The sequence below is a fragment of the Ulvibacterium sp. genome, from assembly GCF_965228935.1.
Classification (GTDB): Bacteria; Bacteroidota; Bacteroidia; order Flavobacteriales; family Flavobacteriaceae; genus Ulvibacterium.
In genome coordinates, this window is record NZ_OZ245846.1 from 2,645,459 (window position 1) to 2,669,231 (window position 23,773).

24 protein-coding genes are annotated in these 23,773 nt (G+C 41.6%); 8 read left to right on the plus strand and 16 right to left on the minus strand.

What is annotated here, in order from left to right; genetic code table 11:
- The first annotated feature begins 68 nt into the window (after positions 1-68).
- On the plus strand, positions 69-1,409 hold the full coding sequence (locus ACO06Y_RS11115) for an FAD-dependent oxidoreductase (protein ID WP_422083903.1): 1,341 nt from the start codon (positions 69-71) through the stop codon (positions 1,407-1,409).
- Here ACO06Y_RS11115 and ACO06Y_RS11120 read toward each other — a convergent pair.
- From ACO06Y_RS11120 to ACO06Y_RS11130, 3 genes are all read right to left on the minus strand, one after another.
- The gene (locus tag ACO06Y_RS11120) at positions 1,406-1,840 is read right to left on the minus strand and encodes a DUF4174 domain-containing protein (protein WP_422083904.1); all 435 of its coding nucleotides are present in this window, start codon (positions 1,838-1,840) and stop codon (positions 1,406-1,408) included. The two genes, ACO06Y_RS11115 and ACO06Y_RS11120, sit on opposite strands and share 4 nt — an antisense overlap.
- 89 nt (positions 1,841-1,929) lie before the next feature.
- Positions 1,930-2,709: a zinc ribbon domain-containing protein gene (locus ACO06Y_RS11125; RefSeq protein WP_422083905.1), complete on the minus strand. Its 780-nt coding sequence runs from the start codon at positions 2,707-2,709 to the stop codon at positions 1,930-1,932.
- Positions 2,710-2,714: 5 nt separating this feature from the next.
- Complete coding sequence (locus ACO06Y_RS11130; RefSeq protein WP_422083906.1) at positions 2,715-3,809, minus strand: Nif3-like dinuclear metal center hexameric protein; 1,095 nt, start codon at positions 3,807-3,809, stop codon at positions 2,715-2,717.
- A 50-nt stretch (positions 3,810-3,859) separates the two neighbouring features.
- On the opposite strand from ACO06Y_RS11130, the gene lpxK reads away from it, so the two are divergent.
- Positions 3,860-4,864 (plus strand): tetraacyldisaccharide 4'-kinase, encoded by a 1,005-nt coding sequence (gene lpxK / locus ACO06Y_RS11135; protein ID WP_422083907.1) that lies wholly within the window; start codon positions 3,860-3,862, stop codon positions 4,862-4,864.
- Here the strand turns inward: lpxK and ACO06Y_RS11140 are convergent.
- The 8 genes from ACO06Y_RS11140 to ACO06Y_RS11175 all read right to left on the minus strand — a co-directional run bounded on the left by ACO06Y_RS11140 (position 4,845) and on the right by ACO06Y_RS11175 (position 12,974).
- Positions 4,845-7,043, minus strand: a complete 2,199-nt coding sequence (locus tag ACO06Y_RS11140; RefSeq protein ID WP_422083908.1) for an ATP-binding protein — start codon at positions 7,041-7,043, stop codon at positions 4,845-4,847. The genes lpxK and ACO06Y_RS11140 overlap by 20 nt on opposite strands.
- Before the next feature lie 279 nt (positions 7,044-7,322).
- Complete coding sequence (lipA, locus tag ACO06Y_RS11145) at positions 7,323-8,198, minus strand: lipoyl synthase (RefSeq protein WP_422083909.1); 876 nt, start codon at positions 8,196-8,198, stop codon at positions 7,323-7,325.
- 136 nt (positions 8,199-8,334) lie between these two features.
- Entirely contained in the window at positions 8,335-8,898 is a 564-nt protein-coding gene (locus tag ACO06Y_RS11150) for an RNA polymerase sigma factor (RefSeq protein WP_422083910.1), read from the minus strand.
- Between the two features lie 47 nt (positions 8,899-8,945).
- Positions 8,946-9,152: a membrane or secreted protein gene (locus tag ACO06Y_RS11155; RefSeq protein ID WP_422083911.1), complete on the minus strand. Its 207-nt coding sequence runs from the start codon at positions 9,150-9,152 to the stop codon at positions 8,946-8,948.
- 82 nt (positions 9,153-9,234) lie between these two features.
- Positions 9,235-9,993, minus strand: a complete 759-nt coding sequence (locus ACO06Y_RS11160) for an anti-sigma factor (RefSeq protein WP_422083912.1) — start codon at positions 9,991-9,993, stop codon at positions 9,235-9,237.
- Positions 9,990-10,556: an RNA polymerase sigma factor gene (locus tag ACO06Y_RS11165; RefSeq protein WP_422083913.1), complete on the minus strand. Its 567-nt coding sequence runs from the start codon at positions 10,554-10,556 to the stop codon at positions 9,990-9,992. The genes ACO06Y_RS11160 and ACO06Y_RS11165 overlap by 4 nt, the downstream gene beginning before the upstream one ends.
- Before the next feature lie 211 nt (positions 10,557-10,767).
- Complete coding sequence (gene murB / locus ACO06Y_RS11170; protein WP_422083914.1) at positions 10,768-11,784, minus strand: UDP-N-acetylmuramate dehydrogenase; 1,017 nt, start codon at positions 11,782-11,784, stop codon at positions 10,768-10,770.
- The gene (locus tag ACO06Y_RS11175; protein ID WP_422083915.1) at positions 11,784-12,974 is read right to left on the minus strand and encodes a pyridoxal phosphate-dependent aminotransferase; all 1,191 of its coding nucleotides are present in this window, start codon (positions 12,972-12,974) and stop codon (positions 11,784-11,786) included. The genes murB and ACO06Y_RS11175 overlap by 1 nt, the downstream gene beginning before the upstream one ends.
- A gap of 153 nt (positions 12,975-13,127) precedes the next feature.
- Between ACO06Y_RS11175 and ACO06Y_RS11180 the strand changes: the two genes are divergently transcribed.
- Positions 13,128-14,465, plus strand: a complete 1,338-nt coding sequence (locus ACO06Y_RS11180) for an aspartyl protease family protein (RefSeq protein WP_422083916.1) — start codon at positions 13,128-13,130, stop codon at positions 14,463-14,465.
- A gap of 43 nt (positions 14,466-14,508) precedes the next feature.
- Here the strand turns inward: ACO06Y_RS11180 and ACO06Y_RS11185 are convergent, their stop codons facing one another.
- On the minus strand, positions 14,509-14,898 hold the full coding sequence (locus ACO06Y_RS11185) for a DUF1573 domain-containing protein (RefSeq protein WP_422083917.1): 390 nt from the start codon (positions 14,896-14,898) through the stop codon (positions 14,509-14,511).
- A gap of 300 nt (positions 14,899-15,198) precedes the next feature.
- Between ACO06Y_RS11185 and ACO06Y_RS11190 the strand changes: the two genes are divergently transcribed.
- From ACO06Y_RS11190 to ACO06Y_RS11210, 5 genes are all read left to right on the plus strand, one after another.
- The gene (locus ACO06Y_RS11190; protein WP_422083918.1) at positions 15,199-17,835 is read left to right on the plus strand and encodes a valine--tRNA ligase; all 2,637 of its coding nucleotides are present in this window, start codon (positions 15,199-15,201) and stop codon (positions 17,833-17,835) included.
- A gap of 165 nt (positions 17,836-18,000) precedes the next feature.
- Positions 18,001-18,597 (plus strand): hypothetical protein, encoded by a 597-nt coding sequence (locus ACO06Y_RS11195; protein WP_422083919.1) that lies wholly within the window; start codon positions 18,001-18,003, stop codon positions 18,595-18,597.
- 189 nt (positions 18,598-18,786) lie between these two features.
- Positions 18,787-19,635 carry a polyphosphate kinase 2 gene (gene ppk2, locus ACO06Y_RS11200; RefSeq protein ID WP_422083920.1) on the plus strand — a complete coding sequence of 283 codons (849 nt, stop codon included), beginning with the start codon at positions 18,787-18,789 and terminating at the stop codon, positions 19,633-19,635.
- A 1-nt stretch (position 19,636) separates the two neighbouring features.
- Entirely contained in the window at positions 19,637-20,422 is a 786-nt protein-coding gene (gene ppk2 / locus ACO06Y_RS11205; protein WP_422083921.1) for a polyphosphate kinase 2, read from the plus strand.
- Positions 20,423-20,585: 163 nt separating this feature from the next.
- A complete protein-coding gene (locus tag ACO06Y_RS11210) occupies positions 20,586-21,347 on the plus strand; it encodes a creatininase family protein (protein WP_422083922.1) in 762 nt (253 codons plus the stop codon).
- A gap of 53 nt (positions 21,348-21,400) precedes the next feature.
- Here ACO06Y_RS11210 and ACO06Y_RS11215 read toward each other — a convergent pair whose 3' ends face one another.
- Genes ACO06Y_RS11215 through ACO06Y_RS11230 form a run of 4 tightly spaced genes read right to left on the minus strand, consistent with a single transcriptional unit; the run spans position 21,401 to position 23,722 of the window.
- Complete coding sequence (locus tag ACO06Y_RS11215; protein WP_299529343.1) at positions 21,401-21,661, minus strand: acyl-CoA-binding protein; 261 nt, start codon at positions 21,659-21,661, stop codon at positions 21,401-21,403.
- On the minus strand, positions 21,636-22,319 hold the full coding sequence (locus tag ACO06Y_RS11220) for a phosphatidylserine decarboxylase family protein (protein WP_422083923.1): 684 nt from the start codon (positions 22,317-22,319) through the stop codon (positions 21,636-21,638). The genes ACO06Y_RS11215 and ACO06Y_RS11220 overlap by 26 nt, the downstream gene beginning before the upstream one ends.
- Positions 22,309-23,112 carry a phosphatidate cytidylyltransferase gene (locus ACO06Y_RS11225; RefSeq protein ID WP_422083924.1) on the minus strand — a complete coding sequence of 268 codons (804 nt, stop codon included), beginning with the start codon at positions 23,110-23,112 and terminating at the stop codon, positions 22,309-22,311. Before ACO06Y_RS11225 ends, ACO06Y_RS11220 begins: the two co-directional genes overlap by 11 nt.
- A gap of 1 nt (position 23,113) precedes the next feature.
- Positions 23,114-23,722 (minus strand): LUD domain-containing protein, encoded by a 609-nt coding sequence (locus ACO06Y_RS11230; protein WP_422083925.1) that lies wholly within the window; start codon positions 23,720-23,722, stop codon positions 23,114-23,116.
- Positions 23,723-23,773 lie beyond the last annotated feature (51 nt).

Sequence of the window (23,773 nt, forward strand, 5' to 3'; positions counted from 1 at the left end):
GGCTTTTATCAGGGATGTTTAAATTTTAGTACATTTACCATCTTTAACCCATAGCCTATCGGTTTTTTATGACACAGACTCCCAAAAAAATTGCCATTGTAGGCTCGGGGCTGGTAGGTTCGTTATTGGCCATTTATCTGCAAAGAAGAGGGCACTCCATTACCGTTTTCGATAGGAGGCCTGATATCAGGACTATTGAGTTTTCAGGTCGTTCCATTAATCTGGCCATGAGCGACAGGGGTTGGAGGGCCTTGCGGGAAATCCAGATTGAAAATGAGGTAAAGAAAATTGCCATTCCCTTGGACAAACGGGCTATGCATGTTATTGGAAAGCCCCTTTATTTTCAGAAGTATGGTAAGGAAGGCGAAGCCATCTGGTCCATTTCCAGAGGGGTGCTAAATCGGAAGATGATCGATTTAGCGGAGGGCACCGGGGTCGAGTTCCGATTTGAGGAAAAGGTTTGGGACGTAGACCTGCCCCAGGCCAAAATCTACACCGGGGAAACGGAAAAGAGCGAGTGGAAGGAATACAACTACGATATTGTTTTTGGCTGTGATGGGGCTTTTTCACGAGTACGGCACAAAATGCAGAGAAGGAGCCGATTTGATTATTCCCAGGACTTTATCGATGTAGGATATAAGGAATTGACCATTCCGCCCAATGAGGATGGTTCCCATAAGCTGGATAAGAACTCATTTCATATTTGGCCACGAGGTAGGTTTATGTTTATTGCCATGCCCAATTTGGACGGGAGTTTTACCTGTACCTTATTTATGCCTTTTGAGGGGGAGGTCTCTTTTGAGAACATAACTACCAAAAAAGAAGCAAAAAAATTCTTCAAGACCCATTTTCCCAATGTTAGGAAGGACATTGAAAATCTGACCACGGATTTCTTCAAGAACCCTACCAGTGCCTTAGTGACCATGAAATGCTATCCTTGGACGTATTGGAACAAAGTGGCCCTTGTAGGGGATGCGGCCCATGCCGTAGTGCCCTTTTATGGACAGGGAATGAATGCCGGGTTCGAGGATATCTATTTCCTAGATCAGCTAATGACCCAATATGGTGACGATTGGGAGACCATTTTCCGCAACTATCAGAAACAGCGAAAGCCCAATGCGGATGCCATAGCGGAATTGAGCTACCGCAATTTTATGGAAATGAGCAGTAAGACAGCGGATTCACAATTTCTACTACAAAAAAAGATTGAGAAACGTTTCGCCGAAAAGTATCCGGACAAATGGATTCCAGTATATTCCCGGGTTACTTTTTCCAACAGGCCCTATACGGAGGCCCTTGCCGTTGGCGATGCCCAGGAGGAAATCATGAAAAAAGTGATGCAAACACCGAATATTGAAAAAATATGGGATAGCCCCGAAGTGGAGCAAAGGATATTGGATTTACTTTAATGTTTTTTTGCGGACCGCATTTCTGCCTTGCGCATGGGCATACCATCGATGAGGTCAAAAATAACTAGTGGATCTATTTCGAAATCCTTTTTTAGTTTGGCACCGCCATCCTTTCCGATCAGAACAACCCCCTTAAATTTTTCCGAAATATGGGCCGTATCGTAAGCATCTTTTAAAGGCATATCCTGTAGATGGCCATTTCGGGTAAAAATACCTTTATCGGTGACAATAAAGAGTATTAAATCCCGCTCGACCATTTCTTCCGGCACGTCGGAGAACTTTTCCAGTTGGGATTTTAGGGCTGGGGATTTTATTGAATCATCAAACAATAGAAGAACCCGGTTCTTCCATTGATAATCCTTTAAGTTCTGGGCATTGAACTTTAAGGTACTCAAAAGGGCTACTGCCAGAACCCATTTTAATGTGTGCATGTTTGAGTTATTAAGTAGTCTTCATAGCACATAAACAAAAAAGCCATCCACATACGCGGATGGCCTTTGATTTCCTTTAGGAAGAATGTTCATAAGCTCGAGAACATTTTTTCCATTTTTTCCTGTTCTTCTTCCGCTAAAACCGGATCGACCAAAATTCGGCCGCTGTGCTCATCGGTAATAATTTTTTTGCGGGAAGCGATTTCTACCTGAACCTGTGGAGGAATCGTAAAGAAGGAACCTCCGGAAGCACCCCTTTCTACAGGAACTACGGCCAGGCCGTTCTTTACATTGCTTCGAATACGGGTATAGGCCTTTATCAGCCTTTCCTCTATCTCACTCTGGAATTTTTTGGATTGATCCAGCAGGGCCATTTCTTCCTTCTCGGTCTCCGCCAGAATAGCGTCCAGTTCACTTTTCTTATGCTTTAAGTGCGCCTCCCTTTCGGCTAGTTTTTCCTTGGTTTCCGTAATAACCTCCTTTTTTTGCTCGATCTGTGCCTTAAATTCCTTAATATTCTTCTCGGCCAATTGGATTTCCAATTCCTGGAATTCCAATTCCTTGCTTATGGAGTTGAACTCCCTACTATTACGAACATTTTTTTGCTGTTCGCTATATTTCTTGATCAAGGCTTTCGCCTCTTCGATAAGGTTCTTCTTTGCCCCGATTTCAAAATTAATGGTCTCAACATCGGTCTTCAGCTTGTCCATACGGGTCTTAAGCCCCAATACCTCGTCTTCCAAATCCTCTACTTCAAGGGGAAGTTCGCCCCTAACATTACGTATTTCATCCACCCTGGAATCGATTAACTGTAAATCGTATAATGCCCTTAATTTTTCCTCTACGGTCGCTTCTACCTTTTTAGCCATATGCTTTATAAATACTTGATGGGATTGGTTTTACTTTCCGATAAACGGATTGCAAAATTAGGGATTTTTTTTGTAAGATAATCTACTAATAGATTTTTTGTAAACTGCTCTGTTTCATAATGCCCAATGTCCGCTATAATCATTTTGTTCTCGGCCTCATAGAATTGGTGGTATTTTACATCGGCAGTGACAAAAACGTCCGCTCCCGAAGCTCTGGCAGCCGAAATCGCAAAGGCTCCACTACCTCCGAGAACCGCTATTTTTTGCACCTTTTTCCCCAACGGTTCGGAATGACGAACACAGGATGCCTTCATTTTTTCTTTAAGCAACCCAAGAAACTTCATTTCGGCCATGGGCTCTTTTAGATTGCCGACCATTCCCATTCCCATGGTAAGATCGGTATTGTCCAAGGCATAAATCTCATAGGCGACTTCTTCGTACGGGTGGTGTTTTATCAACGCACTTTTTATTCTAGACTCGTTCATCGCGGAAAAAACCACATTTATTTGGGTCTCTTCCTCATAATGTATTAACCCAATCTGACCTTTGGACGGGTTGGCCCCATCATTTGCTTTGTAACTGCCTGCCCCGTCTACCGTAAAGCTACAATCACTATACTTTCCAATATTTCCCGCTCCTGCGGCAAAAAGACCTTGCCGTACTTTTTCCGAATCGTTTTTTGGAACATACGTGGTCAGTTTCTTAAGGGTTCCTTTTTTTGGAATCAGTATTTGGGGATTTTGGATTCCAAGGACTTCACAGATTTTTGCGTTTACGCCGTTGGGCGAATTGTCCAACGCCGTGTGCATACTATAAATGGTAATGTGGTTTTGGATGGCCTTTATTACGGTTCTTTCAACATAGGAGGAGCCTGTCAATTTTTTTAAACCACTAAAAATTATAGGGTGGAAGCTTACGATGAGATTACAATTATGGGCCATGGCCTCCTCAACTACCGATTCCAAAGTATCTAGCGTAACCAAAATCCCGGAGACTTGGGCTTCCGCATTGCCCACCAAAATTCCGGTATTATCAAAATCCTCGGCATATGGCAGGGGCGCAAGTTCTTCCAATATTTGGGTTACTTCAAGAACGGTCATTTTTTGGTTTTATAAGGCTACCAAAGATAAAATATTATATTTTCGTTCCGGTGCGACTTTTACGAAAAATAGCGTTTCCCGTATCCTTGGTGTATGCCTTGGTGGTTCATGTTCGTAATTATTTATACGATATTGGTTTTCTGAAATCAAGGTCTTTTGACATTCCCGTAATTTGTATCGGTAATTTGAGTGTTGGGGGGACGGGGAAAACACCCATGATCGAGCTTTTGATATCCCTTTTCCAGGATTCCTACAGCATTGCCGTGTTAAGTAGGGGATATAAGCGGAAATCCAAAGGTTTTCTTATCGGAGGAAGGGAAAGCACCTTTGAGGAGTTGGGGGACGAACCCTTCCAAATCAAGTCCAAGTTTCCCAAGGTCGTCGTTGCAGTGGATGCTAACAGAACAAGGGGCATTCTTGAGTTAAAAAAGCAGGTAACTCCCAAGGTTATCCTCTTGGACGATGCTTTTCAACATAGAAAGGTACGCCCCGGCTATTCCATTTTGCTGACCGCATATTCCAACTTATATGTGGACGACTGGTATTTGCCCACCGGTGACTTACGCGATGGTAAAAAAGAAGCCAAAAGGGCTAACGCCATTATCGTTACCAAATGTCCTTCCGCATTATCCCAAAAAGAACGGGACACAATCACAAGTAGACTGAAACCAAAAAATAATCAGCAGGTCTTTTTCAGCAGTTTGGCGTATGATCTTCCCGTAAAGGATACCAAAACGATTTCCTGGGGAGATTTAGGCAACCTAAAAATTACGCTTGTCACTGGAATAGCATACCCCAAACCTTTGGTCGATTTCCTTAACGACAAAGGGCTTGTTTTTGAGCATTTAAGATTTGGAGATCATCATTACTTCTCCAATGACGAACTGGACCTTTTTAGATCTAAGGAGTGTATTTTAACCACTGAAAAGGATTATGTCCGCTTAAACGGGAAGCTAAAAAACCTGTACTACATACCTGTGCGCCACAATTTCTTAAACGATGGAGAAGATGTATTGACCAAGAAATTGTCCGAATTTATGATGCAGGATCCTTGACTTCCTTTTTGCTGAAAATATTCTCCCCGATCTTTTGATAGAATACTTCCGGTTTAAAGGGCTTGGTCACTACATCATTACATCCTGCGGCGTAGAAACTCTCCAGGCTATCATCCAAGGAAATGGCCGTAAGCGCTATAATCGGGGTATGGCCATCGAACTTTCGGATTTCAATGGTCGCCTCTTCTCCACTGATACCCGGCATGTGGATGTCCATTAGAATGGCATCGTATGGATTTTTTCGGGCCAATTCAACGGCTTCCATTCCATTGCTGGCAATATCACTGGTGATTTCCTTTTTGGTCAACATTTTTTTGGTTATCACCTGATTGATTTTGTTATCCTCTACGATCAAAAGATGAAGACCTTTAAAGTCGTAATCCTTTTGGGTAATTTCAAAAGGAATGTCATCCATAACGCTATCCTTACTTTTAAGTTTCAGCTCAAAAAAGAAAGAACTTCCCTCACCTAGATCACTTTTCAACTCTATCTTACTGTCGAATAGGCCCAAGAGGCTTTTTACAATGGTAAGGCCCAATCCAGTGCCACCGTATTCCCTATTAATTTGAATGGAACCCTGCTCAAAGCCCTCAAAAATAACCTTCTGCTGTTCTTCGGAAATACCTATTCCCGTATCTTGAACTTCAAAATACAATGTTACATCGTCCTCAATCTTTTTTAGCAATTGCGCTATTACCTTTACTTCCCCATCTTTGGTGAACTTCAGGGCGTTCCCCACCAGATTCATGAATATTTGCGAAAGCTTTAAAGGGTCGCTCATCAAATGGCCCGGAATGCTCTCATCATATTCCAAAATGATTTTGGTATTGTTCTCCTTGGCACTTTGTTGTAGGGAGTCGATAACTTCCTGAAGTATCTTTTTAAGATTGAACTCTATATTCAGGGGTTCTAGTTTTTCCGCATCAATTTTATTGATCTGCAATATGTCGTTTATGAAGTTCAGGAGATAATCCCCTGAAAACTTCAGTGCCTTTAAATGTTCCTTTTGATTCTCACTGGGGTTTTCCTCCAGCAATAAGTGTGTTAGACCGGTCACCGCATAGAGCGGTGTACGTAGCTCGTGGCTCACGGTGGACAAGAAATTGGTCTTGGCCTCCATAGCCTGTACGGCTGCGTCCCTTGCACTCTGTAGTTCGTTGTTTTTGGTCTGTAACAGATCGTTAGTTTTTAATTTTATCTGATTGTTTCGATATAGGGAAACGGCCAATAGCGAGATAATGGATAAAAATGCCGAGGTGAGGATCGTGGCAATTTCTGAGCGATTGCGCGATTCATTCAGTTCCTCTATACGCTGATCCATCCTCTTGATTTCGTCACTCATAAAATCAAATTGGATTTTTTCCGCAGTCTTGGCCTCTGTTTTTACTTTTTCAATGGTAAACAAGGAATCCCGAATTCTGAGGAGGTTTCTATTATGGATCAAGGATTTATCAAAGCGACCAAGGCTTTCATACAGTTGGGTCAATAACTGATTGGCCTCAAGGACTTCCCTAAAAAAGTTGTTTTCCTGGGCCAATTTCAACGCACTTTCGGCATTAAGTACCCCTTCACTGAAATTTTTGTTTTCCTGGCTTAATTGTGCCAAACCAAGATGTGCCCTCGTGGCTAGATATTCTTTTTCGTACAGATCTGTATTAACGACAAGCGAGTTGAAGTTTTTAGAGGCACTGTCATATTTTTCTAGATTCAAATAGATATTTCCTTCTACCAAAAGGATATTATTGAAGAAATTACGATCGTTGTTCAACTGTTTGGCTTCATTCAGCATAAAAATGGCCTGAAAGTTCTTATCGTCCCTGAAAAGCAGAATGGCCTCTATAAATTTGTGAATGGCATCACCATACGGATATTCTATATCTTTTAGTATGGACTTTGCCCGATCCCAAAAAAAGAGGGTGGTTTCCTCTTTGTCCAATTTTAGGTAAAGCAGGGCAAGATGATGGTAACTGTCTATCAAGGCTTTTACGTCCTCGTTCTTTTCTGCAAGTTCAGCAGCTTTTTCCAAGGATTCCAAGGCAAGATCCATTTTACTCTGGTTCTTTAATTCCCTGGCATTATCAAAGTAGGACTGTAAATCATTTTGAGCCAAGGAATCTTGCCCATAGGACAAATGAAGGACGGTTACGAGGAAAGGGATCCATAACCATCTTTTAAGCATTTTATGTAAGATTCCGATTTTCAAATATTCCTTTTAACGATATGTGTGATCGATACGAATCAAATATTCGGTCACATGACAAAAATACTTTTCAATTTTGTTATCGGGGGTCCTTGAAATGAAACGTATAAGAACGGCAACTATTGTTTATTTCAAGCAATACCATAAGAATTTTCTTATAAATAGTGCGATTTTTATTTTGTTTCTTGAAATTTTGTCAAAAAAAGCCTCAATTTATGGAATATCGGCCCTATAGCCCGGTATTGAAATTTTTGGTATTTACTGTATATGTTTATGTGCTTTGTAGGACGATCTTACCAATGCACCACTTTCCACATATCTAAACCCCATTTCCAGTCCCAATACTTCATATTTTTTGAATTGCTCCGGCAAAATAAACTCCTTAACGGGCAAATGTTTTTTGGAAGGTTGCAGGTATTGGCCAATGGTTAAAACGTCCACGTTCACTTTTCTAAGATCTTCCATGGTTTGGACAACCTCCTCTTCGTGCTCGCCAAGGCCTAACATTATCCCGGATTTGGTTCTATTTATACCGCTCTCCTTTAGATATTTAAGGACCCCAAGACTACGATCGTATTTGGCTTGGATCCTTACTTCCCGGGTAAGCCGCTTTACCGTTTCCATGTTATGGGACACTACTTCCGGTGCGACCTGGATTATACGATCAATGTGACTTTCAATTCCTTGAAAATCAGGAATAAGGGTCTCCAAAGTTGTGTCTGGATTCATTCTTCGGACAGCCTTTACGGTCTCGGCCCAGATAATGGATCCCATGTCCTTTAAATCATCCCTATCAACCGAGGTAATTACGGCATGTTTTATTCCCATAATCTTTATGGATCGGGCCACTTTTTCGGGCTCCGACCAATCCACATTTTCCGGACGTCCCGTCTGTACACCACAAAAACCACAGGAACGGGTACATATGTTTCCCAATATCATAAAAGTGGCCGTTCCCTCTCCCCAACATTCTCCCATATTGGGACAACTTCCAGAGGTACAGATGGTATGTAAGTTGTATTTATCCACCAATCCCCGGAGTTGGGAATACTTTTTACCGGTAGGAAGTTTTACCCTTAGCCATTTAGGTTTTCCCTTGGGAGGGGCTACATTACCCAAAGTCTCTACACTCATAGCGAAAATTTACACAAATATACGAAGTAAATTATTGGTTTATTGATACAGTCGGTATTTGGAGGATAGTAGGTTTTTCCGATTTAAATTTTGCCTTGTACCAGCGTCAGAATCCCTTCTTAAAGGCATAAACCTCCTATTGCTTACTACGTTTAATGACTTCAGCCAGCAGTTTTTTTGCCCTGAGCAACTTCACCTTAACATTGTTAACCGGTTCATTGAGCTCTTTGGCTATTGCGGCGTAGCTAAGTTCATGGAAGTATCTAAGATTAATTACCTCTTGATAATGTGGCTTTAGTTTTTTTATATGTTGGAGCAGATTGGCCAGATTTTGCTCGGTTATTAAACGATCTTCTGCAGTTGGCGCATCGTCCAAAACCCTTTTTATCGCTTCATTGTTCCCATCGGCCTCCAACGGGCTTCTTTTTCTTTTTCTGATGAGGTCTATATGGATATTTTTGGAAATGGCAATTAACCAAGTTTTGAATTCATAAGCCTCGTCATAAGTAGAAATACGGTCGAAAGCCTTGGAGAAGGTCTGAATTGTAATGTCCTCCGCATCGTTTTCGTTTTCCGTGCGTTTTAACTGAAAGCCATAGACATCGTTCCAGAAGTTGTCCAAAAGTGTGCTAAAAGCAATTTGGTTACCGGACTTGGCCCTTTTGATTATTTCTTGAAGTCCGTTTTCCAGTTTGGCCAATCGTAGTAGGTATTGATAAAAATTTAACTGTAGAAAAGGTCAGCTTTCTATTGTAGTTTTGGGGCAATGTCCTTTTTGCAATCCTGTTCATTTGGAAGTTTCCCGCACATGCCACAGGCTTGCCCATCTTTGTTCAAAAATGGACTTTGGCTTGCACAAGTACCTGCGAATTTACCATCCTTTTGAGACCAAATCTTTATGGCGATTCCCGCAAATGCCAGCGCAAGCAAACCAATGGTCAATACAATCAGCATCTTTTCAGAATTTTTGGCAAAGATATAAAAAATATGGCCCTGAAGCTAGCTTCAGGGCCATATCAACAGTAAGATTTTCTTATCAATATTTGATATTGGCAACAATATTCTCAACGGTCGGGGTTTGATTACCTCCCTTAGGTTCAATGGTAATATAACCCACGGCATTATCGGAGTAGGGCAAGGCCAGCAACTTTTCTCGGCTTACCGCTTCCTTAATGACTCCTAAATTCACCATTTTTCCATTGACCTCCGCCCACATTTGGAAGCATTGATCTTCTGGCAGGTTAGGCAATTTTTCCACATTGATATAGGATAGCTTTTTAACCGGATTCACATAGGCCACGGCCTTGAGTTCCTTGGCTTTTTTATTGCCCTTTACGCTATATTTTCTGGTCTGGGGATTATTGAGCACAATGAATTGGTTCCTTACGTCCTCCAATTGCTCTCTCATGTCCTCCTCCAAATCCTTTATTTTGTTGTTGACAATAGTATTTTCCTCTTGAAGGCTTTGATTCTGGTTCCAGAAGAAATAGGAAGCTCCCGCAAATAAAAGAGTAGCAAAACTTGCGGCGATGGCATATCTAAAGAACCTTTTTCTTGTTGAGTTTTCCGCCTTTATCCTAAATAGGATTCGTTCCTTAAGGCCTTCCGGAGTTTTTAGGGCATGCATTTTTGCAAAGGCTTCCAAGTTTTCTTGAAGCTCATCATAGGTCTCACGTACTTCGGGATACATGGCAATGTATCGCTCCACTTGAAAAGCTTCCTGATCCGTAACGGTGCCCAGCAAATACTTTTCGAGCAAATCCGAATCCAAGAATATTTTTATTTTTTCTTTCATTGTATCAAATTTAATAGAGGCAGGAAAGACATGGCCGGGCCATAAATCTTTTTTAATTCCCTCAGCCCAATTTTTAGCCTGGACTTAATGGTGCCCAACGGGATGTCCAGTTCTTCACTGGCTTCTTGCTGTGTCATCCCCTGAAAAAACAAGGCTTCCAATACGATTTGGTATTTGGGCTCTATCTTTTCCAGGTTTTCCCGGACGTCCAAAAATTCAGGCCTAATACTTTCAATGCCTAAATTATATACGTCCGAAACGTCCATTTGGATTTCCTTATCTGTTTTTGTATTCGTACTCCGCAATTTGTCAATGGCCGTATTACGGGTAATCCGGAAGAGCCAAGTAAACAATTTGGCCTTCGATGAATCGTACGAATCCGATTTTTTCCAGATTTTTACAAAACTCTCCTGAAGCACATCCTGTGCCATTTCCTCATCGCGAACCACCTTATGGGCCACCCCATATAGCGTATCCCCATAGTGTTCGTACAAAAGCGAGATCGCTTTTTCGTTTCGCTCCTGGAGCAGTTCTACGATGTGTTTTTCAAGAAGTGTGCTCATAAATTGTTTGGAATACTTAAAAAATTGAAATGAATAAACATCCAATCCAACCTTTTGACCGTATATCCCTTAAACGCTAATTTATAAAATTGATTGTCACAGCAGACAATATCTCATATTTTAATTAGATAAATGTACAATTGGTAACTGTACATTTAGTTTTTGGTTAGTTTGGTTTGGTATAGCCCTCGAAAGAACTTTTTTTCGGGGGTTATTTTATGATATTGACCTCAGGATGTATGGTTATGGAAAACTTGTCTTTGACAGTTTCAATGATTCGTTGGGAAAGACTTAGTATTTCTACACCGGTAGCCCTACCGTGATTTACCAAAACCAAGGCTTGATGCTTATGTACCCCTGCATCGCCGAAGCGCTTGCCCTTAAAACCGCACTGTTCTATGAGCCAACCAGCCGGAATTTTATATGCATCGGAGGAAACTTTGTAATACGGGGCATCCGGATAGTCTTTTGTAAAAGTATCGAATTTTGATCGGCTAATAATTGGATTTTTAAAGAAACTACCACTATTGCCCAATTCGGCCGGATCAGGTAGTTTGCTTTTTCGTATGGAAATTACGGCGTTGGAGATATCGGTAATGGTGGGTGTATCGATTTTCTTCTTGACCAATTCAGCTTCGATTGCACCATAGGACATGTGTATGGCATGATTTCGTTTGGTAAGCCTTAAAGTCACGGAAACAATGATATACTTTCCTTTCCCCTCGTTCTTGAAATAGGAATCCCGGTACCCGAATTTGCAATCCTCCTTGTTGAAGCTCTTTTTAGTTTGATTATCAATATTTATAGCTTCGCAACCTACAAAGACGTCTTGGAGTTCCACACCGTAAGCCCCGATATTCTGTATGGGAGCGGTACCTGTATTCCCGGGAATAAGGGACATGTTTTCCAGGCCGCCGTAGCCCTTTTGTAATGTCCAAAGAACGAGTTGATGCCAATTTTCCCCGGCCATTACCTTAAGGGTAATGGTATCATCATCTTGGGTCAATAGCTCGATTCCCTTTATGTTTATATAGAGTACCAAAGCCTCTATGTCCTTGGTAATAAGCATATTGCTACCACCGCTTAAGACAAGGATTTCGGGATGGCCTTTAAGTTGTAGTGCTTCCCTTAGGTCATTTATGTTGCTTATTTCAATGAAAAATTTGGCTTTGGCATCAATACCGAAAGTATTGTAATCCTTAAGGGATATATTTTGCTGTATTTTCATCAACCTATATAACTCTTAAGGGCCTCCTTTAGTATGTTCACGGCCCTTTTTAAGCTGTCCTTCTCCAATACATAGGCAATACGTATTTGGTTCTTCCCCAATCCCTCGGTAGCATAAAATCCGGCGGCAGGCGCCACCATTACAGTCTCATTGTTTACCCTAAAGTCTTCCAAAAGCCACTGTGCAAAATCATCCGCATCTTTTATGGGAAGTTCAACGATACAATAGAAAGCACCTTGGGGCTTTCCTATTTTTATGTTTTCAATTTTCTCCAACTCGGCTATGAGAATATCCCGTCTTTCCGTATACTCCTTTTTTACTTCGTCGAAATAACTTTGGGGGGTACTCAAAGCGGCCTCACTGGCAATTTGTGCATAGGTGGGAGGTGATAAGCGGGCTTGTGCAAACTTTAGGGCCGTTCTTATGACGGCTGTATTTTTGGAAACCAAATATCCTATTCGCGCTCCGCACATGCTATATCTTTTGGATACGGAATCCACAACTATGGCATTCTCCTCCAATCCGGGCTCTTGTAAAATGGAATGGTGTTCCCTGCCATCATAGGCAAACTCACGATACACCTCATCGGCTATTAAAAATAGGTCATGCTTTTTGGCGATCTCCGCCAATTTTTGAATTTCATTTTTGGTATAGAGATACCCCGTAGGATTCCCGGGATTGCAAATTAAAATGGCCCTGGTCTTCTTTGTAATACGCTTTTCGAATTCCTCGATGGAAGGGAGGGCGAAGTTGTCCTCTATTCGGGAGACCACGGGCAGTACCCTGACCCCTGAAGCTGTGGCGAATCCATTGTAATTGGCGTAAAACGGCTCCGGAATTATAATTTCATCGCCACTATCGGCAATACTGCCCATAACAAAGGACAGGGCTTCGGAACCACCTGTGGTGACCAAAATTTCATCTGCCGAAACTGATATCCCCTTTTTGGCATAATACGCGGCTATTTTTTCGCGATAGGTCTCCGAACCTTCGGTACGGCTATATTCCAAGACCTCCAAAGTATTGTTCTTGACCGCTTCAAGTGCGGCTTGGGGCGTTTTGATATCAGGTTGCCCAATATTCAAGTGAATGACATGGATTCCCTTTCTTTTAGCCTCCTCGGCAAAAGGCACCAATTTTCGTATGGGCGATTCCGGCATCAACTGTCCTTTGCGGGATATGGAGGGCATAACGTATTTAATTTTCCACAAAAATGGGAAAACCTAATGGACAAAACAATACAAGGAGATTTTATTTGATATATCGAATATTTTGTTAATTAATGAGGGGTTAAGGGGAAAATATGTAAATTTAATAGTGTCACCGGTTTAAAGCTGAGGAAATTGAACAGAATACTTGTTTATTTTACATTGTTGCTAATTGGCCCCCCCATTTTGGGAACGGCACAGGGATTCGATTTGCCCGAGGGACAGAAATACCAGAAGGTAAGGTTTAAGCTCATTAATAATCTTATCATAATCCCTATGGAGGTGAACGGAACCGAACTGTCCTTCATATTGGATTCTGGGGTCAGTAAGCCCATATTGTTCAATCTCTCCGATCAGGATTCGGTTCAAATAAAGGATGTTTCGGAGATTACCATCAGGGGATTGGGCGATGGAGAACCCATAAAGGCCCTAAGTTCCAAGGGGAACACATTTGCCTTAAAAAATGTTCAAAACGAAGACCAACTCCTATATGTGGTCTTGGACAAAAACCTTAATTTTTCCCCCAGCCTTGGAATTACGGTACATGGCATTATTGGATATGATCTTTTTAGGGATTTTGTAGTCGATATAAATTATGCCTCAAAAGTGATTAAATTCCATGATCCTGGCTCTTATATCCATAAAAAGAAAAAAAAGAGCGAAACGCTTCCATTATTTGTTGCAGCCAAAAAGGCCTATGTGGACGGAAGTGTTTTTCTAAAAGACTCCGAAGACTTACCGGTACGGCTTCTATTGGATACCGGGAGTAGCGATGCCGTATGGCTTTTTGAAAATGATGAAATAGGGATACCGGATAAAAATTATGATGATTTTCTTGGAAAGGGATTGAGCGGGGATATTTTTGGGAAGCGAACTAAAATAAATAGTATAAAATTGGGCAGTTTTTCCCTAAAAGATGCCAAGGCTGCTTTCCCTGAGCGCAGATCCTTCGGTGCAATCAAGTATTTGGGAGATAGAAACGGAAGTATTGGGGGAGAGGTGTTGAAACGGTTCAATATAGTATTCGACTATCCCAATAACGAGGTTACCCTTATGAAGAACAAGAACTTTAAAATGCCTTTCCACTACAATATGAGCGGTATAGAGCTACAGCATGACGGTGTGCGATATGTTTCGGAAAGTATTGCCAATAGCAATGGTGTTGTACAAAGCAATAAAAAATCGTTCGGTGATGTACAGATTCTTTTGGAAAATCGCACCAGGTTAAGTTTGGTCCCCGAAATTGTAGTATCCGGTATCCGGGCCGGAAGCCCTGCTGAAATTGCCGGACTCAGGGAAGGCGACGTGGTATTGTCCGTAAACGGGAAAAGTGTTCATAGATATAAGCTCCAGGAAATTCTGCAGATGCTCAACGAAAAGGAGGGAAAACGTATTCGCGTGCGTATAGCGAGGCAGAATAAAGACCTTCTCTATACCTTTGTACTCAAGGATTTATTCAAAGAAAAGCCCTGATTTTTAAAACCAGGGCTTTTCCAAAGAGATTTAAGGAATCCGGTTATTTCTTTCCTTCCGGAGCCTTGACTTCTCCTTTTATCTTCAAGACTTTAGTAGGGGTGTCCGCATTGGATATCACGGTGATTGCTTTTCGTATGGGCCCTACACGGTTGGTGTCATATTTAACCTTAATTTCTCCCGTCTTACCCGGTAAAATCGGCTCTTCAGGCTTTTTGGGAATCGTGCATCCGCAGCTAGAGCTTACTTTACTCACGATCAAAGGGGCGTCCCCGGTGTTCGTGAATTCAAAAACCCGTACACCATCACTGCCTTTTTCAATGGTTCCATAGTCTACCGTTTCGGCCTTAAACTCAATTTTCGGGGCTTTTACCTGAGCGGCCAGGCTAAAACCCATTAGGCCCACAAATAATACAAGTACTATTTTTTTCATATTCGTAGTTTTAATTGTTTTTCAATGGTATGTGCAATTTATAAGTAATCAATGCCTGCTTTTTCAATAGGTGATTTCGGCAGGATCCCATTACGTTTATTGCACTACTTTCGTTTTGGGTGAATTTCAAAAGTAAATCTTTTCGGATGAACGTCCAAAATCCTTTCGTTATCTATTAACGTTACTTATTTTTGTTTCGTATTTAACTGGGGCAAAAGACCCGTAACTTATCAATATTTAACATTCGCTTTAGAAACGGTTTTTATTGCCGCCGTTATTTTACCAAAAACTATTCCAAAAATGGATATTCCATCAAAATATGAGCCCAATACCGTGGAAAACCATTGGTATGACTACTGGATGCAGCATAAGTACTTTTATTCCGAACCGGACGAAAGGGAGCCCTATACCATTGTAATTCCTCCACCAAATGTCACTGGGGTACTCCATATGGGGCATATGCTCAATAATACCCTTCAGGACGTCCTCATCCGTAGGGCACGACTTTTAGGAAAGAATGCCTGTTGGGTTCCAGGAACCGATCATGCCTCAATTGCTACCGAAGCCAAGGTGGTCGCCAAATTGAAGGAGCAAGGGATTCATAAAACGGATATATCACGTGAGGAGTTTTTGAAACATGCTTGGGACTGGACCCATAACTATGGCGGGGTAATTCTTGAGCAACTAAAGAAATTGGGGTGTTCCTGTGATTGGAAAAGGACTGCTTTTACCATGAATGACAACATGTCAGATTCCGTTATCAAGGTTTTTGTGGATTTATTTAATAAAGGCTTGATTTACAGAGGGTATCGTATGGTGAATTGGGATCCCGAGGCCCAGACCACGCTTTCGGATGAAGAGGTGGTCTATGAAGAAAGGCAGGGCCTGTTATACTATTTATCCTATCCCATTGAAGGGTCTGAAGAAAAAGTGACCATAGCCACCACGCGTCCCGAGACGATATTGGGAGATACGGCGATTTGCATAAACCCCAAGGACGAACGTTATGGACATTTGAGGGGCAAGAAGGCGATAGTGCCCATATGTAATCGTGCAATACCGATTATTGAAGACGCATATGTTGACTTGGAATTTGGTACCGGATGCTTAAAAGTTACCCCTGCGCATGATGTAAATGACCAAGCCTTAGGGGCGAAGCATAATTTGGAAGTCATTGATATCTTTAATGCGGATGCCTCCTTAAATTCCTATGGTCTTCACTATGAGGGCAAGGATCGATTTTTGGTTCGAAAAGAAATCGTGAAGGAGTTGGAGGAAAAAGGTTTTTTGGTAAAGACCGAAAACTATGTGAACAAGGTAGGTACCTCGGAAAGAACCAGGGCGGTAATCGAACCAAGACTGTCCGATCAGTGGTTTTTAAAGATGGAGGAACTGGTAAAACCGGCCCTAAATGCCGTATTGGAAACAGGTGAGGTAAAGTTTTTTCCAAAAAAGTTCGAAAATCTATATCGGAATTGGATGGAGAACATCCGCGATTGGAACATTTCACGCCAACTATGGTGGGGACAACAAATACCCGCGTACTACTTTGGGGATGGTCAAAATGATTTTGTAGTAGCGGAAAACATCGATGATGCGTTGAAGTTGGCCCGGGAAAAATCCAACGACCCTAACTTGACCTTAGCCGATTTAAGGCAGGACGAGGATGTGGTGGATACCTGGTTCTCTTCCTGGTTATGGCCCATAACCGTTTTTAATGGGATTTTGGAACCCGATAACAAGGACATCACGTATTACTATCCCACAAGCGATTTGGTCACGGCACCGGATATCATCTTTTTTTGGGTAGCCCGGATGATTATCTCCGGGTACGAATATCGTGAGGAACCTCCTTTCAAAAACGTATATTTTACCGGAATTGTTAGAGATAAGCAACGCCGCAAAATGTCCAAATCCCTGGGGAACTCCCCAGATGCCCTGAAGTTGATAGAGGAATATGGTGCCGATGGTGTGCGTGTAGGACTTTTATTGAGCTCTGCTGCTGGCAATGACCTATTGTTCGACGAAAACTTATGTCAGCAAGGAAAAAACTTCACCAATAAGATCTGGAACGCCTTGCGCCTAGTAAAAGGATGGGAAGTGAGCGATGATTTACCCCAACCGGAGGCGTCCAAGCTCGGTATAGCCTGGTATAAGGCTAAATTTAACCAGATCCTATCGGAAATCGACGATCATTTTGGTAAATATCGTATTTCGGATGCATTAATGGCCATTTACAAGTTGGTCTGGGACGATTTCTGTTCCTGGCTCTTGGAAATTTCCAAGCCGGCCTACCAACAGCCTATAGATAAGGCCACTTTTGATTCCATTATTCATCTATTCGAGCAAAATTTAAAACTGTTGCATCCCTTTATGCCATTTTTGAGTGAGGAGGTTTGGCAGCATATTTCCGAACGAAACCCGCAACAGGCACTTATTATAGCTCAATGGCCCAAAATGGAGGAGGAAGTGGATCAAGGACTGATCCAAGGATTCAATTTTGCCTCCGAGGTGATCTCGGGCATACGGACCATACGAAAGGAAAAAAATATTCCTATGAAGGAATCCTTGGAACTTTCCGTCCTGAACCAAGAAAAGGTTTCGGATGCTTGGGACGTAATTATTCAAAAGCTGGCCAATGTTTCAAAAGTCGCCTATGTGGATAACGGTTTGGAAGGCGCATTGACTTTTCGGGTCAAGAGCAATGAGTATTTCGTTCCCATAGGTGGGGCCATAGATATAGATGCCGAAATCAAGAAAATACAGGATGAGTTGAACTATACCAAAGGATTTCTGCAATCCGTTCAAAAGAAATTGTCCAATGAGCGTTTTGTGAACAATGCCCCAGAGCAGGTAGTCGCCATAGAAAAAAAGAAGGCCGCGGATGCGGAGGCCAAAATTGAGACTTTGGAAAAAAGCTTGGCTAGTTTGGAGTAAACGGCATTTTGCCATAAACCTGTGTAGAAGGAATCATCCTAAGGAGCCCTTTACCTGAACAATTTGCGATACCTAATTATCTGGTTTTTGGTATTTGTCATTCTTTTGGTCTACCTTATGGAAAACTCCTCCAGTATCTTTATCTTTAAGGAAAACTAGAATACCATGAAAAATCTAATTTCCCTGCTTTTGATATTGGCTTTTATTCCACTTGCTTGTCAAGAAATGGAAAAACCGGAAATCCTTCCTGTGGCCATACAAATAAAGACGGCTACGCTACCAGCGCCTGAAGCTGAAAAGGACGGGGCCATGGTTTATGGCTATAATGAATCGGGCGAGTTCGTAATTTTACGCGAAGGCACCAATAATCTGGTCTGTTTGGCCGATGACCCTAAAAAAGAGGGGATTAGTGTTTCCTGTTATTCCAAAAAACTGGAACCTTTTATGAAAAGAGGAAGAGAACTTTCTGCCCAAGGAAAGGATTTCAAGGAGAAAAGGGAAATCCGAGGGGCGGAAGTGGCTGCCGGTAAGATTCAAATGCCAAAGGAACCCAGTATGATGTATGTTTATTTTGGAAGTGATGAAGCGTATAATAAGACTACGGGAGAACTTGCGGATGGTCAGTATCGCTATGTAATCTATACACCATTTGCAACCACCGAATCCACCGGACTACCGGATAAACCTCACGAAAAAGGGATGCCATGGCTTATGGATCCCGGTACTTTCCGTGCTCATATTATGATCGGACCATTCAAATAAAAAGTTTTCCCATTCCAAATTTATCTTTTTCTCAAAAATCTGTTCAATTCTATCGGTATACCCCATCAGATTTGCTTAAAAACACTATTTTGAGGAATTATTGGACAATCGAGAAGCCATTACTTTTTTTGAAATGGTGATATTTCCATTGTTAAAACCGATAATTGTTTCTAAAAACTAGCGACCACTATGCAATACACTTCCGAGGATTTATTGGGTGTAAAAACAAGAAAGGATTTAATTGAAATTGCCAACAGGAAAAACATAAAGATCGATAACGTTGTTAAAAAACTGAAGTATGAGCTGGAACTCATAAAACTTCAAAGTGAATTGGTCTCCCTGCAACAATGGATTTCCAAGAATAACCTGCGCGTCGCAATTCTTTTCGAAGGTAGGGATGCGGCCGGAAAAGGAGGCTCCATAAAGCGCTTTTATGAGCACTTGAACCCTAGGACGGCCAGGGTCGTTGCCTTGTCAAAACCAACTGAAAATGAGAAGGGACAATGGTATTTTAGAAGATATATCAAGGAACTTCCCAACCCTGGGGAAATTGTCTTTTTTGACCGTAGCTGGTATAACAGGGCGGTAGTGGAACCGGTAATGGGTTTTTGCAATGAAGAACAGTACGCCCAATTTATGGTACAAGTTCCGGGGTTTGAACATATGCTCTACGAGGATGGCGTAATTTTGATCAAGTTTTGGTTTTCCATCTCCAAGGAAGTGCAAAAGAAAAGGTTCACGGCCCGACTAAGAAACCCATTGAAGCAGTGGAAGTTTAGTCCGGTGGATATGAAGGGTCAGGAACTTTGGGACAAGTACACCTACTACAAGGAACAAATGTTTACCAGAACCCATACTGATTTTAGCCCCTGGATCATAGTGAAGACTAATGATAAACAAACGGCACGTCTGGAGAGTATGCGCTATGTACTTTCCAAATTCGACTACCGGGAGAAGGATTATTCAAAAATACCAATTCAACCCGATCCCAATGTCATTGTTCGCTATTATAGGAATGCAAAGCAAATAGATATATAGTATGGACCCACTTGAAGATCTGGACTTATCGGAGGAAAATCTGAAACTTTTAAATAGTAAAATAGGTTTACGAAGTCTTTTTGCAAGCAAACACTTGGATTTGGAAAAAGCGTTAAGGGATACCCAATATGAAACCAACCTACGGAAACGTCAGGTAGAGCTGGTGAAGTTACAAACCTGGGCCATTGAGAATAGAAAAAAGATAGTGGTCCTATTCGAGGGCCGTGATGCCGCAGGAAAGGGAGGGGCTATTCGTAGAATATCCGCCTATATTAACCCTAGATACTATAGAATAGTGGCATTGAACAAACCCACGGAAGATGAGAAAGGGCAGTGGTATTTTCAAAGATATGTGAATAATCTTCCCGAGCCAGGTAAAATAGTCTTCTTTGATAGGAGCTGGTACAATAGGGCCGTAGTAGAGCCCGTAAACGGTTTTTGTACACAGGAGGAGTATAGCATATTTATGTCCCAAGTGAACGATTTTGAGAAAATGATTATTCAATCCAATACCTATTTGATCAAGTTTTATTTTTCCATTACCAAGGAAGAACAACAAAAACGTTTTGAGGACATTAGGGAGAGTAATCTAAAACGTTGGAAAATGTCCCCTGTAGACGAAAGGGCCCAAGAACTTTGGGAGGAATATACCAAGTACAAGGAAGTAATGTTGGATAAAACGGATACTGCACATGCCCCATGGGTAATTATAAATGCCAATAAAAAGACCAGCGCGCGCCTAAGCGCCATTGATCACATCCTAAAAACCATTCCTTATACAAAGTAAAATTTTGTGTTTCTGATGAGGATTATGTCAATCTATGGATTTAATGGGATAGCCAGACTAATTTTGAAGGATTTGAGGCAAGGATGTCTTGGATATTTTTGTACGATTGAATTCATATTTTTTGGAAATGACTTTTTAAGTTTGTGCAATAAAACCTAGAACTATGAGACCCTATATTTTGGCCGAAACCAATTGGAATGCGCTTAAGGACGCCAAATTTGATTTGGCCGTTTTGCCTTGGGGGGCCACGGAAGCCCACAATTATCATTTGCCATATTCTACGGACAATTTTGAAGCGGATGCCCTTGCCGCTGGATCGGCAAAAGTGGCTTGGGAAAAGGGAGGTAAGGTTATAGTGCTCCCAACAGTTCCTTTTGGGGTGAATACAGGTCAATCCGATATCTATTTGGACATTAATCTAAATCCCAGCACGCAGTTCGCTATTCTATGTGATGTAGTGGAGGTGTTGAATCGTCAGGGAATTTATAAACTATTGATTTTCAATAGTCACGGGGGAAATAATTTTAAACCTTTGGTACGGGAACTGGGCCTAAAGTTTCCGAAAATGTTCATCAGCTTTTCCAACTGGCCCCAGGCCGTTGATAAATCGGATTACTTTCAAGAAGACGGTGACCATGCAGATGAAATGGAGACCAGCCTGATGCTCTATCTAAGACCGGACTTGGTATTGCCCAAGGAGAAATGGGGAAGCGGTGGCTCAAAAAAATACAGAATTAAGGCATTTTCCGAGGGTTGGGTCTGGGCGGAGCGCAAATGGTCCCAGATCAGTGAGGATACCGGAGTGGGGAACCCTATGTATTCGACCTCAGAAAAAGGGGAACGATTTTACAAGGATGTTACCCAAAAAATGGGCAATTTTCTTTTTGAACTTTGTGAGGCGGATATAAACGACCTGTACCAGTGAGGTTGAGTACAAACCTCATGTTTTGGCCCGGGTTTTTCCGTTGAGACCAATGGCTACTTCCTAATTTCCTTATTGACCAACTTTGTGTATTGTTTCATGGCCTCCTCCCTTCCGATGTTTTTGGCCTGGATCAAGGCATTGGCCTTAAAGGCATTGATAAGTGGGGTCTTACTGCCAGGGTTGCTAAAATTTTTGTTTGCAATTTTGTAATAGGCATAGAGCTTTAATAAAAGATCGGCAGGAAGCGGTTTCGTATAGTTATTTACAAACTCTACGGCTTCTAAAAAATCAGTATGTAACTTCTGCTTCTTCATCCTTGTCCACAACTGCGGCTATACAGGTTTTTGCACCTACTACCTTTTGGTTCAATTTAACGGTCACGGCGCAATCCAAAGGTAATAACAAGTCTACCCTAGAGCCAAATTTTATAAACCCTGCATCATCACCTTGTTGCACACTCTCGCCTTCTTCCGCATAATTTATGATACGTCTGGCCATGGCTCCGGCAATCTGCCGATATAGGATATCCCCAAATTTTGGGGTACGTATCACAACGGTGGTACGTTCATTGTCCGTACTGGATTTGGGATGCCAGGCCACTAAATACTTTCCCGGATGGTATTTGGAATATTTTATGCTTCCGCTTACGGGATAGCGCGTTACATGAACATTGACCGGAGACATAAAAATGGATACCTGCAAGCGTTTATCCTTGAAATATTCGTTTTCCTCCACTTCTTCGATTACAACTACTTTGCCATCTACGGGAGCCAAGACTTCATCGAAGTTTTTAATGACTTTTCGCTTTGGGTTACGAAAAAATTGAAGTATTAGAATCAAAAATACCAAAGAAAGAATTTGAAGTCCTAATCTTAGCCAAACCGTACCCACATAAAATTGGGATAACAGAACAGCGGCACAGACTATAAAAAAAGTTGTAATAATTATTTTTTGGCCTTCCCTATGAAACATAAGCAAAAAAGATTAAGGTTAGGTATGCAAACGGCGCCGCAAATATGAGACTATCCAACCGATCCAGCATACCACCATGACCGGGTAGAATGGCTCCACTGTCCTTTACGCCTGCGACGCGCTTCAATTTGGATTCCAACAAATCCCCGAGGCTGCCAAATATAACAATGACTATTGCCAAAATAATCCACTGCATTGGGTTGATAATAGGTTCATACTTTCCGATAATATAAGCAGCGCCCATGGCAAAGATAAAACCGCCCAGTGTACCTTCCACAGTTTTTTTAGGAGAAATTGAAGGATATAGCTTTGTACGTCCCAAACTTCGGCCAACGATATAGGCAAATGTGTCATTGACCCAAATAAGAATAAAAATGCCCATGATAAGCAGTTTGGCAAAATCATCGTCCTTATAGGGAATCATGGTCAAGAAAATACATCCACCTCCAATATAAAAGAGCCCAACAACGAATTTTCTGAAGGTGCTGAATAAATTTTTGTTTTTCGAGAATAGAAAAAAGAGAAGTGCACAATCCACAATGACCGTAAGAAACAGTAGTACATAGATTAATGAAAGGTCATGTACCAAATAGATATAGGCCCACCAAAGGGCCAAATAAGCCAGAAAAATATGGTATCCCCGAAGTTGTACAAGCCTTTTGTACTCATACAGGCAGGCCAAACCAAATGTCATGAAAAGAAAATCAAAGGCATCGGAACTCAGAAAAACAGCGGATAACAACAAAATAATATAAACAGCTCCGGTGAGGGCGCGTCTAAAAATCTCTCTCATACTAAAGGTCTTCCAGAAGTAAAAGATACAGATTTTTGGAACTGCTTCCATAGGTTAAAAAATCATCCGAGTTTTGATCGGTCGCCTGAAAGTGTTTTAAGGTGGTTATGTTTGCAGGGATACTGTGACCGTATTTTTTCTTGATGGTCTTAAGGCCCTCCCCAATGGACTCCACCAATTGACTTGTTGTGGCAAAAACAATAACGTTGGCCGGTAGCTCATGAAGTTTTTTTTCGTTTAACTGATTGGAACAGACCAATATAGAGCCATTTTGGGCAATCAGATGCTCGCATGTAGTGAAAAAAACTTCGCTGTCCTTGTTTTTAGAGGTATAGGAAATTCCCTCCTTTGAAAATCTTTCTTTTAATCTAGAATCCATGGCAAAAAATGGATGTTCCTGCCAGTTGTTTTCTTGGACAATGTTTTTTAAGGCTTCGGAGATTTCCGCAAAGGAATCGCAATACAGAAATTTACCTCCATTTTTTTTGAAGTGGATCGTGAATTTTTCATCAACGGGGATGTTGAGATCTGGCATATGCACTCCTCTGGTTTCCACAGTCTCCTTGGAAACTTTTTTGCCACCTCCAAATAGTTTGTCAAATAGCCCCATTTTACATGATAAACTTCTTAATACTATTCCGTCATTAATGATGAACGTCCA

Excerpts from the sequence above, each read along its gene's own strand:
- ACO06Y_RS11115 (WP_422083903.1), top strand. The coding sequence starts at position 69 with ATGACACAGACTCCCAAAAAAATTGCCATTGTAGGCTCGGGGCTGGTA.
- ACO06Y_RS11120 (WP_422083904.1), bottom strand. The coding sequence starts at position 1,840 with ATGCACACATTAAAATGGGTTCTGGCAGTAGCCCTTTTGAGTACCTTA.
- ACO06Y_RS11125 (WP_422083905.1), bottom strand. The coding sequence starts at position 2,709 with ATGGCTAAAAAGGTAGAAGCGACCGTAGAGGAAAAATTAAGGGCATTA.
- ACO06Y_RS11130 (WP_422083906.1), bottom strand. The coding sequence starts at position 3,809 with ATGACCGTTCTTGAAGTAACCCAAATATTGGAAGAACTTGCGCCCCTG.
- ACO06Y_RS11140 (WP_422083908.1), bottom strand. The coding sequence starts at position 7,043 with ATGCTTAAAAGATGGTTATGGATCCCTTTCCTCGTAACCGTCCTTCAT.
- lipA (WP_422083909.1), bottom strand. The coding sequence starts at position 8,198 with ATGAGTGTAGAGACTTTGGGTAATGTAGCCCCTCCCAAGGGAAAACCT.
- ACO06Y_RS11155 (WP_422083911.1), bottom strand. The coding sequence starts at position 9,152 with ATGCTGATTGTATTGACCATTGGTTTGCTTGCGCTGGCATTTGCGGGA.
- ACO06Y_RS11160 (WP_422083912.1), bottom strand. The coding sequence starts at position 9,993 with ATGAAAGAAAAAATAAAAATATTCTTGGATTCGGATTTGCTCGAAAAG.
- ACO06Y_RS11165 (WP_422083913.1), bottom strand. The coding sequence starts at position 10,556 with ATGAGCACACTTCTTGAAAAACACATCGTAGAACTGCTCCAGGAGCGA.
- murB (WP_422083914.1), bottom strand. The coding sequence starts at position 11,784 with ATGAAAATACAGCAAAATATATCCCTTAAGGATTACAATACTTTCGGT.
- ACO06Y_RS11175 (WP_422083915.1), bottom strand. The coding sequence starts at position 12,974 with ATGCCCTCCATATCCCGCAAAGGACAGTTGATGCCGGAATCGCCCATA.
- ACO06Y_RS11185 (WP_422083917.1), bottom strand. The coding sequence starts at position 14,898 with ATGAAAAAAATAGTACTTGTATTATTTGTGGGCCTAATGGGTTTTAGC.
- ACO06Y_RS11190 (WP_422083918.1), top strand. The coding sequence starts at position 15,199 with ATGGATATTCCATCAAAATATGAGCCCAATACCGTGGAAAACCATTGG.
- ACO06Y_RS11195 (WP_422083919.1), top strand. The coding sequence starts at position 18,001 with ATGAAAAATCTAATTTCCCTGCTTTTGATATTGGCTTTTATTCCACTT.
- ppk2 (WP_422083920.1), top strand. The coding sequence starts at position 18,787 with ATGCAATACACTTCCGAGGATTTATTGGGTGTAAAAACAAGAAAGGAT.
- ppk2 (WP_422083921.1), top strand. The coding sequence starts at position 19,637 with ATGGACCCACTTGAAGATCTGGACTTATCGGAGGAAAATCTGAAACTT.
- ACO06Y_RS11210 (WP_422083922.1), top strand. The coding sequence starts at position 20,586 with ATGAGACCCTATATTTTGGCCGAAACCAATTGGAATGCGCTTAAGGAC.
- ACO06Y_RS11215 (WP_299529343.1), bottom strand. The coding sequence starts at position 21,661 with ATGAAGAAGCAGAAGTTACATACTGATTTTTTAGAAGCCGTAGAGTTT.
- ACO06Y_RS11220 (WP_422083923.1), bottom strand. The coding sequence starts at position 22,319 with ATGTTTCATAGGGAAGGCCAAAAAATAATTATTACAACTTTTTTTATA.
- ACO06Y_RS11225 (WP_422083924.1), bottom strand. The coding sequence starts at position 23,112 with ATGAGAGAGATTTTTAGACGCGCCCTCACCGGAGCTGTTTATATTATT.
- ACO06Y_RS11230 (WP_422083925.1), bottom strand. The coding sequence starts at position 23,722 with ATGGGGCTATTTGACAAACTATTTGGAGGTGGCAAAAAAGTTTCCAAG.